This is a genomic window from Novosphingobium pokkalii (assembly GCF_014652855.1).
In the GTDB taxonomy this organism is placed as follows: domain Bacteria; phylum Pseudomonadota; class Alphaproteobacteria; order Sphingomonadales; family Sphingomonadaceae; genus Novosphingobium; species Novosphingobium pokkalii.
The window spans coordinates 1-6,561 of record NZ_BMZP01000026.1; the positions used below are offsets into that span (position 1 = coordinate 1).

A 6,561-nucleotide genomic window follows, 5' to 3' on the forward strand; every position below is an offset into this window, starting at 1 on the left:
CGCGCCGCCTGGAACGACGCATTCCTGCTCTCCGTACTCCGTCATATGCGATAGCCCTGCTCTTCAGGGGAGGGGGTTGGGCGTGGTGCGAGCCCTTGCGCCGATCAAGCCGGAAACGTCATCCGCACTTCCAGCCCCGGCGCATTGTCGGCCAGGGCCAGGGTGCCGCCGTGGAAGCGCACGATGGCTTGGGCGATCGACAGGCCCAGGCCGCTGCCGCGCCGGCTGGCGCTTTCCGGACCGCGTTCGAACGGGCGCACCACGCGGCTGCGATCGGTGGCGGCAAGGCCGGGGCCGTCGTCGGCAAGGATGACCACCGCCCCTTCCCCGGCCCGCTCCACCCGCAAGGTGGCGGTGGTGCCGGGCGGCGTATGCGTGGCCACGTTTTCCAGCAGGTTGACCAGTAACTGGTTGACCAGCCCGGCATCGGCGCGCACGACCGCTTCGTCCACGTGCGCCAGGCGCAGGGCGCCGCCATGATCGGCGAGCACCGGTTCCATGGTTTCGGCCACGTCAGCCACCAGGCTGCCAAGATCGAGCGGGGCCACCGCCGTGGGATGACGCCCCGATTCCAGCTCGGCCAGGCGCAGCAGCGCATCGAAAATGGCAATGACCGAGGCGCATTCCCGCTCGGCCCGCTCGATCAGGGTGTCGCTGTCGCTGGCGCTCTCCCCGGCGCTTTCCGGGCGGGCCGAGGCGAGCAGCCCGCGCAGCCTGGTCAACGGCGTGCGCAAGTCGTGCGCCAGGGCGCTGGAAAACTGGCGCTGGGCGTTGACCAGTTCCTCCATCCGGTCGAGCATGCGGTTGAGGCTCTGGGCCTGGTGCGCAAACATGCCGTCCAGCCGGTCGGTGGCGATGCGCCGCGACAGGTCGCCTCGGGCAATGGCATCGGCTGCGGCCTGGGTTTCGGCCAGGCGCAGCGCGGTCTGGCGAGCGAACAGCATAGTGGCGGCCAGGCCCGCGAGCAGCGCGCCGGCAAAGATCGCCATCACCACGCCGGGCAGGATCGCCTGGAGGCTTTCGGCCGCTTCGCTATGCTGCACCACCACGAACAGCGCACCATCGGGCAAGCGCGTAGCCAGCGCCCGCCCCTTGTGCACCACATGCGCGCGGCTGACATAGCGCACCGGCGAAAACCCCGGCGCTGGGGGCGGAATGTGCAGGCGCCCCGCCAGCAGCCGCCCATCGCGCCCCAGCAACAGATAAGTGCGCTCACTCAGGGCCTTTTGTGCCTGCCATGCCTCGATCCGGGCGGCGACCACGGCGCTGTCGGCCGGGCGGCCATGATCCGGGGCAAGGTACTTGCTGCTGTGGTATTCCAGTGCGGCATCGATCCGCCGCGCGATGCGCTGCTGCGCCACCATGAACACCACCAGGCCCATCGCCAGCATGGCCAGCGCGAACAGCGCGCCGAACTGGATGGCCAGCCGCCCCATGCCCAAGGGAAAGGGGCGCTGCGGCTGCGTCTCTGCCGCGTCACGCACAGGCGGCACTGCGCAGGACATAGCCATGCCCGCGCTGGGTCTCGATCGGATCGATGCCGAGGTCGAGCAGCCGCGTGCGCAGCCGGCTCATGTTGCTTTCGACGATGTTGGTGGTCGGCGCAAAGGCATAGCCCCAGACGTGCTCCAGCAGCATGTCGCGCGTCACCACCTTGTCGGCATGGCGCATCATGTGCGCCAGCAGCGAATAGAGCTTGCGGTTGAGCAGCGCCTGGCATCCATCGAACGCGGCGCTGTGGCGCGAGGGATCGAGCACCAGCCGCCCGACGGCCAGGCTGGCCCCCTCCGCCGGCACGGGGCGGCGCCGCGTGATCGCGTTGAGCCGGGCGAGCAGCTCTTCCATCGCAAAGGGCTTGGCCAGGTAATCGTCGCCGCCGGCTTCCAGCCCCTCGATGCGATCGGCCAGCGAGCCCAGCGCGCTCAGCACCAGCACCGGCGGGCGTGCCTCCCCCTGCGCGCGCATTGCGCCCAGCACGTCGAGCCCACCCAGATCAGGCAGCATGCGATCGAGCACCACCGCATCATACCGCGCCTGTGCCAGCCGCTCCAGCGCAGCCCGGCCGGTGGCCGCATGATCGGCCGAGCGCCCGGCCGCGCGCAGCCCGTCGAGCACGTGCGCGGCAATCACCGGATCGTCTTCCACCACCAGGCAATGCATGGCCAGTCCTCCAGGAAAAGGTCGCGTCTAAAGCGGCAATGTTGCGGTGGCGTGACCAAATGCAGCACTCACCAGCGACACCGCCATGACCCTGGCGCAACATTGGCATGGGTCTGTGGCACCTTGCCCGGGGTCGTGCGTTATCAGCGCCATGCATAGCCCGCCTGCTTCCTTCGCTCCCGCTTCCGTCGCGATCGTGACCGGTGGTGAATCCGGCATCGGACGGGCCACCGCGATCAGCCTCGGCAAAGCCCGCGTGCCGGTGGTGCTGACCTATTTCCAGGATGTCGATGCCGCGCAAGATGTCGTCGCGCGGATCGAAAGCGCTGGAGGCCGGGCGGCGGCGATCCAGGCGGATGTCGGCCGCGAAGATGCCGTCGAGCGCCTGTTTGCATGCGCGGAAGACCGGTTCGGGCCGGTCGATCTGCTGGTCAATTCGGCCGGACGCAACATGACCGGCGTGATGATTGCCGACATGCCGCTGGACCAGTTCGATGGATTGATCCGGGCGGACCTCTATGGCCCATTCCTCACCTGCCGCCGCCTGGTGCGCGGGCTTTCGGCCCAACCGGATCGGCGCGGCGGCCGCATCGTCAATATCTCGTCAATTCACGAGCAGGCGCCCCGGGCCGGCGGCGTGGATTATGATGCGGCCAAGGGCGGCCTTGCCCAACTCACGCGCACGCTGGCGCTGGAACTGGCGCCGCAACGCATTGCGGTCAACGGCGTGGCGCCGGGCATGATTCTGACGCCGATGAACCAATCCGCGCTCGATCATCCCGAGGAGCGCCACCGCAAGGAAGCCGCGATACCCTGGGGGCGCGCGGGAACGGCAGAAGACGTCGCGAACCTCGTGTTGTTCCTGCTTTCGCTTGCGGCCGATTACATCACGGGAACCACCGTCACCATCGATGGCGCGCTGTCGCTGACCATCGCGCAGGGAGCTTGAGCCATGGTCGCCTACGTCGTGGAGGAATTGCAGGACGTTACGCTCGACATCGCCGGCCCGGAAGGACGCCTGGCGCATGACGACCTGATGAGCCCGTTCGTCTGGACCGAAGGGGCAGACTTTCGCCTGCTGGTGCGGGTGCTGCCCAATCCATTGCGTGCCACCGATCCCACCGGCATCATCTGGGCCGGGGATTCGACCGATGGCCTGTGCTTCACCATGCGCGATGGCCCGGCGATCGAGCCAGGTTCCAGCCCGGACGATGCTGGCGGTTGCGAAGACCCCACGCTGGTGCAAAGCGAGGACGGCGGCTATGTCATCTTCTACACCGGCGTCGATGCCCGGCGCAGCCAGGGCGCCCTGATGGTGGCGGAAGGGCCGTCGCTTGCCGAACTGCGCATGCAGCGGGTGCTGCTCAAGGCGCCCGAGGGCGAAGGCAACATCAAGGAAGCCACCGTGGCCAAGGCACCTGATGGCACGTTCCGCCTGTTCTATGAATATGCCAAGGACAATGCCTCGCGCATTGGCCTTGCCGTGGGGCCATCGCTGCAAGGGCCATGGACGGTGGTGCCCGATCCCTTCACTGTACGCGCCGACAGTTGGGACAACTGGCACCTGTCGACCGGCCCGATCGTGCAGCGCGAAGGCTGCGATCCGGTGATGTTCTACAACGGCGCCACGGTCGATGCGCGCTGGCGGATCGGGTGGATCAGCTTTTCGCCCGATTTCACCCACATCACCGGTCGCGGGATCGAACCGATCCTGTTGCCTCCGCCGGCGCGCAGCCGCGATGCCACCGATATTGCCTTTGCCGCCTCGTGCCTGGTGATGGGCGATGCGATCTGGCTCTATTATTCCTTGGAAGACAAGATCCTGCGGCGTGCCCGGATCCGGTGCTACACCTGAACAGGCTTAGGACACTGCAATGCCCTCGGCGGCGAAGTAGGCCGCCACCTCCGCCAGCTCCGCTTCATGCCGCTTCCACCGCGCGAGCGCATCGCGATAAAGCGGGCGGCGCACTTGCGCGGCGCTGGGCGTGGAGACCGGCGCGGCGTTGCGGTGGAAATCGAGGCAGGCGGCGTTCCACGCCAGCCCGCAATGGTCGAGCAGGCGGCGGGTCTGGCCTTCCTGGTCGGCCACCAGGTCTTCGTAGGATAGTTCGAGCACCCGGCCGGGCAGTGCCTGCTGCCAGAACGCCATCAGCCGGTCGAAGCGGGCGTAATAGCGCGCGATGTCCATCAGGTCGTAGCTGTAGTCGTAATAGCGCGAGGTGATCGCGAAGAGATTGCGGAAATTGCTGAGCACCGTGTCCATCGGATGGCGCCGCAGGCAGACGATGCGAGCGCTGGGCAGCGCGCGGGCGATGATCCCTACATAGTGGAAATTGCCGGGGAACTTGTCGACAAAGCGCAAGGCCGGATCGCGCCGGTGGTGGTGGGCGCGGGCGAGATAGTCATGCCCCACCGCGCCCAGATCGGCCTGCGCCAGCGCCGCCACGGTTTCGGGATCGAGCACGGTGCGGCTGCGCGTGCCGGCGGCTTGCTTGACCGCCAGCGGCATGGCCTGCAATTCGCCGGCGCTTTCCACGCCCGGGTGCGACGAGAGAATGCGATCGACCAGCGTGGTGCCGGTGCGCGGCATGCCGATCACGAAGATCGGCGCATCCTGTGGCGGCGCCTGGACCGGCACACCGGCGAGCAGCGGCCAGGTACGCTCGATCGCGTCGAAGTTGGCCGCGTCGCTGGCGAACCGATAGGGCAAGCGCGCGCGGTGTTCGGCATTGGCCGTGGCCAGAGCGGCGAATGCGGCCTGCCCTTCCCCCAGATCGTCGAGTTCCTTGGCCAGGGCATAGCCGAGCAGCAACCGGTCGTGCGGTTCGCGCGCCTGGGCAAGGCATGCGCGCAGGCGGGGCACGTGATTGGCATTGGCGCTCTGCCGCCGCAGGCTGGCCAGCAGGTGATGCGCGCGGGCATGGCCCGGCGCCAGGGCCAGCAGCGCTTCGAGCGCCGCGTCGGCCTCGTCCACCGCGCCGACGAAATTGAGCGCGGCGGCGTGGTTGTAACGATAGTCGAGATTGTCCGGCGCCTGCGCCACGGCGTGGGCGAAGTGCGCCAGCGAGGCGGCGTGGTCGCCCAGGCGGGCATAGACGCAGCCCATCGTGTCGCGGCTCAGCGCATCGTCGGGCAAGGCCAGCTCGGCTTCGGCCAGAACTTGCGCGGCGGCGCTGTCCTGTCGCGTCATGATCAGCAACCGCGCCAGTTGTGCGCGATATTCGCCTTGCGGGTCGCGCGCCACGGCAGCCGCGATCCGCGCGATCCCCTCGCGCACCTGGCCCATGCCGGCCAGTGCCAGGCCGAGCAGGAACAGCGCCTCGGCATGATCGGGCCGTGTGGCCAGCATCCCTTGGGCCGCGCGGGTCACGCCGGGCAGATCGCCACGCGCAAGCGCCTGGCGCGCGGGCGAAATCGGCGGTTCGGTCAAGGTCATGCCATGGTGTGGCATGGGGTTAGCGGCCTCGCAAGGTCAGCCGTGAACCGCGTCCCGGCGTTCGCGGCGCGCCTTGATCGCGTCGACCACCGGCACGAAGGGAAACAGGAACTGCTCCTTGATCGACAGGCGGCGGCGCTCGTCCTGGCCAACCAAGATGCCTTCGCCCTCGCGATAGGTGCCGAGCACGCGGTCGATCAGGATCATCGAATTGGCATAGTTGCAGCGCGTTTCCTCATAGCCCACCGAATGGTGCAGGCTGTGATGGCGGATCGTGGTGAAGAAGTAGGAATAGAACCACGGCGGATCGGCGCGCACGTTGGCATGGGCAAAGCCGGCCACCACATTGCCCACACTGGCCGCGCAGAGGATCGCCACCGGGCTGAAATCGAGCAGTGCGATTACCCCCAGGCTGATCAGGAACAGTTCCAGCGGATTGCCGACATAGCCCTTGAGCGCGTTCAACTGGGTGATGTGGTGATGCGGCGCATGGGTCAGCCACAAGGGCGTCCAGTTGTGCATCGCGCGATGCATCCAGTATTGCCCGAATTCGAAGAGGAAGAAGATCAGCCCGACTTGCGCCAGGAACGGCAGGTGTTCCAGCCAAGGCGTGGCCAGCCCGGCCTGGGCCTTGGCCGCCTTGAGCGGCGCATCGGCAAAGAAATCGGTGGCGCGCGAAATGACCGTGGAGCTGAGCACGACATAGAAGGTGTCGGTAAAGAACTCGCGCCAGTTCATACGCCAGTCCGCGTGCCGTTCGAACAGCCATTCCAGCAGCAGCAGCCAGGCCGAAATTGCCGTGGCCACGATGGTCAGCGTCCACGGATAGTCGATGACGCTCTTCGGCGCATAGGCCCAGAACAGGATCACCGCCAAAAGCGTGGCGGGCGGAAGCAACCCGGTCAGCCGCTGTTTCATGTCAGTGCCATCCATCTCAGTCGTTCATGCCATCTGGGATCGCGAAA

General features: G+C 67.4%; 6 protein-coding genes. 2 read left to right on the forward strand and 4 right to left on the reverse strand.

Features of this window, described 5'->3' with window-relative positions; translation table 11 throughout:
* Window positions 1-104 precede the first annotated feature (104 nt).
* Window positions 105-1,493, reverse strand: a complete 1,389-nt coding sequence (locus tag IE191_RS19120; RefSeq protein WP_229815666.1) for a HAMP domain-containing sensor histidine kinase — start codon at window positions 1,491-1,493, stop codon at window positions 105-107.
* Window positions 1,477-2,160, reverse strand: coding sequence for a response regulator transcription factor (locus IE191_RS19125; RefSeq protein ID WP_191325983.1), 684 nt, complete (start codon window positions 2,158-2,160; stop codon window positions 1,477-1,479). Before IE191_RS19125 ends, IE191_RS19120 begins: the two co-directional genes overlap by 17 nt.
* A gap of 151 nt (window positions 2,161-2,311) precedes the next feature.
* Between IE191_RS19125 and IE191_RS19130 the strand changes: the two genes are divergently transcribed.
* Both IE191_RS19130 and IE191_RS19135 read left to right on the forward strand, forming a co-directional pair.
* The gene (locus IE191_RS19130; RefSeq protein ID WP_191325984.1) at window positions 2,312-3,109 is read left to right on the forward strand and encodes an SDR family NAD(P)-dependent oxidoreductase; all 798 of its coding nucleotides are present in this window, start codon (window positions 2,312-2,314) and stop codon (window positions 3,107-3,109) included.
* A 3-nt stretch (window positions 3,110-3,112) separates the two neighbouring features.
* On the forward strand, window positions 3,113-4,015 hold the full coding sequence (locus IE191_RS19135) for a glycoside hydrolase family protein (protein WP_191325985.1): 903 nt from the start codon (window positions 3,113-3,115) through the stop codon (window positions 4,013-4,015).
* Between the two features lie 6 nt (window positions 4,016-4,021).
* Here the strand turns inward: IE191_RS19135 and IE191_RS19140 are convergent, their stop codons facing one another.
* Both IE191_RS19140 and IE191_RS19145 read right to left on the reverse strand, forming a co-directional pair.
* Entirely contained in the window at window positions 4,022-5,596 is a 1,575-nt protein-coding gene (locus IE191_RS19140) for a tetratricopeptide repeat-containing sulfotransferase family protein (RefSeq protein WP_191325986.1), read from the reverse strand.
* Between the two features lie 36 nt (window positions 5,597-5,632).
* Window positions 5,633-6,514, reverse strand: coding sequence for a sterol desaturase family protein (locus IE191_RS19145; RefSeq protein WP_229815668.1), 882 nt, complete (start codon window positions 6,512-6,514; stop codon window positions 5,633-5,635).
* Window positions 6,515-6,561 lie beyond the last annotated feature (47 nt).